Consider the following 1,777-nt stretch of genomic DNA (forward strand, 5'->3'; position numbering starts at 1 on the left):
CTCGGCCTCGGGGTGACCGTCACCGTCGGACTGCTCGCCACACCGCGCTTCGGCGCCCTAGGCCTGGCCGCCGGCAACGCGACCGGGATCACCACCACCGCCGCGCTGCTGCTGCACGGCCTGGTGCTGCGCGGCATCCCGCTGCGCCTGCGCCGGGTGCTCGGCGGCCACGGCCGGCTGGTAGGCGCCGCCGCCGGGGCCACCGTGCTGGGCGCCGCCGCCGCGAGCCTGGTCACCGATCCGCTGCTCTCGACCCTCTCCGGGGGCCTCACCGTGGGGCTCGTCTTCGCCGCCCTCGGCACCGGGCTCGGTGCCCGCGAAGTGCGCGGCCCCGTCCTCGCCGCCGCCCGGGTCGTGGGACTCACCGGGCGTCGGAGGCCTCTCCAGCCAACCATCGCCGATGAAGGGAAGTTTCCCCATGGACAGTGAACGGGGAACCGTCCGTTCGGCCCAGGCGGGCGTCACCAACGCCCCGCCCGACCGGGCACGACTGCCCAGGAGTCGCCGCCCGGTCGGCGAACCCGCCCTGCCCGGCTCCTCCTCGCCGTGGATCCTGATGTACCACTCGGTGGCGGTCGAGAAGGAGGACCCATACCAGCTCACCGTCAGCCCCGAGCGGTTCGCCGAGCAGATCGCCTGGCTGCACCGGCGCGGACAGCGCGGCGTCTCGGTCCGCGAGCTGATGCGGGCCCGCGCCCACGGGCGGGACGACAAGCTGGTCGGCCTCACCTTCGACGACGGTTACGCGGACTTCGCCCGGTACGCCGTACCGATCCTGCAGGCGTACGGCTTCACCGCCACCGCCTACGTGGTCGCCGACCTCCTCGGCCAGGACAACGGCTGGGACACCGAGGGCCCGCGCAAGAAGCTGCTCACCGTCGAGGAGGTCACCGAACTCGCCTCCGCCGGCTGGGAGATCGGCTCGCACGGCCTCGGCCACCAGGCACTGCCCGGACTGCCCGCCGAGGCCCTCGCGGTGCAGACCCGGGAGAGCCGGCGCCTGCTGGAGGAGGTTGTCGGCGGCCCGGTCACCGGCTTCTGCTACCCGTACGGCGCCGTCGACCTGCCCGCCGCCGCCGCCGTGCGCGACGCCGGGTACGACTACGCCTGCGCCATCGCCCACTCCCCGCTCACCGGCCGTTACGCCCTGCCCCGCTGCTACGTCGGCGACCGCGACGGCGCCTGGCGGCTGCGCGCAAAGAAGGGCCGGCACCGGCTGCGCGACGCCGTCACCGAACTGAAGCGGAGCCGTCGGGACCGCCCCGGAGGCGAGCGGGCAGTGGCGGAGCGTCGGCCGTGAAGGTGCTGCACATCGTCACCGGGCTCGCCTCCGGCGGTGCCGAGCGTCAACTCCAGCTGCTGCTGCGCCACCTGCCGCCGCACCAGCGCTGCGAGGTGCTCGCGCTGACCAACCCCGGCACGGTCGCCGACGCGCTGCGCGCCGACGGCGTGACCGTCCACCACCTCGGCATGCGCGGCAACCGGGACCTCGGGGCGCTGCCCCGGCTGGTCCGGCTGATCCGGGCCGGCCGCTACGACCTGGTGCACACCCACCTCTACCGGGCGCAGCTGTACGGCCGGCTGGCCGCGCGGCTCGCCGGGGTGCGGGCGGTGGTCTCCACCGAGCACTCGCTGCACACCGGGGTGATCGAGGGCCGGCCGGTCACCCGAGGCGTCAAGGGCCTCTACCTGGCGGCCGAACGGCTCGGCAGCACCACCGTCGCGGTCTCCCGGCAGGTCTCCCAGACCCTGCGGTCCTGGGGCGTCCCGCCGGCCC

2 protein-coding genes and 1 pseudogene are annotated in these 1,777 nt (G+C 75.2%); all 3 read left to right on the forward strand.

What is annotated here, in order from left to right:
* Positions 1–429, forward strand: a pseudogene (locus tag BG452_RS34235) (hypothetical protein); the annotation flags it as partial.
* Positions 419–1,300: a polysaccharide deacetylase family protein gene (locus BG452_RS34240; RefSeq protein ID WP_188308246.1), complete on the forward strand. Its 882-nt coding sequence runs from the start codon at positions 419–421 to the stop codon at positions 1,298–1,300. The pseudogene BG452_RS34235 and the gene BG452_RS34240, both read left to right, overlap by 11 nt.
* Positions 1,297–1,777 (forward strand): glycosyltransferase (locus BG452_RS34245; protein WP_188308247.1); only part of this gene is annotated, 481 nt, incomplete at its 3' end. The genes BG452_RS34240 and BG452_RS34245, both read left to right, overlap by 4 nt.

It is taken from the genome of Streptomyces sp. CBMA123, from assembly GCF_014596465.1.
GTDB lineage: Bacteria > Actinomycetota > Actinomycetes > Streptomycetales > Streptomycetaceae > Kitasatospora.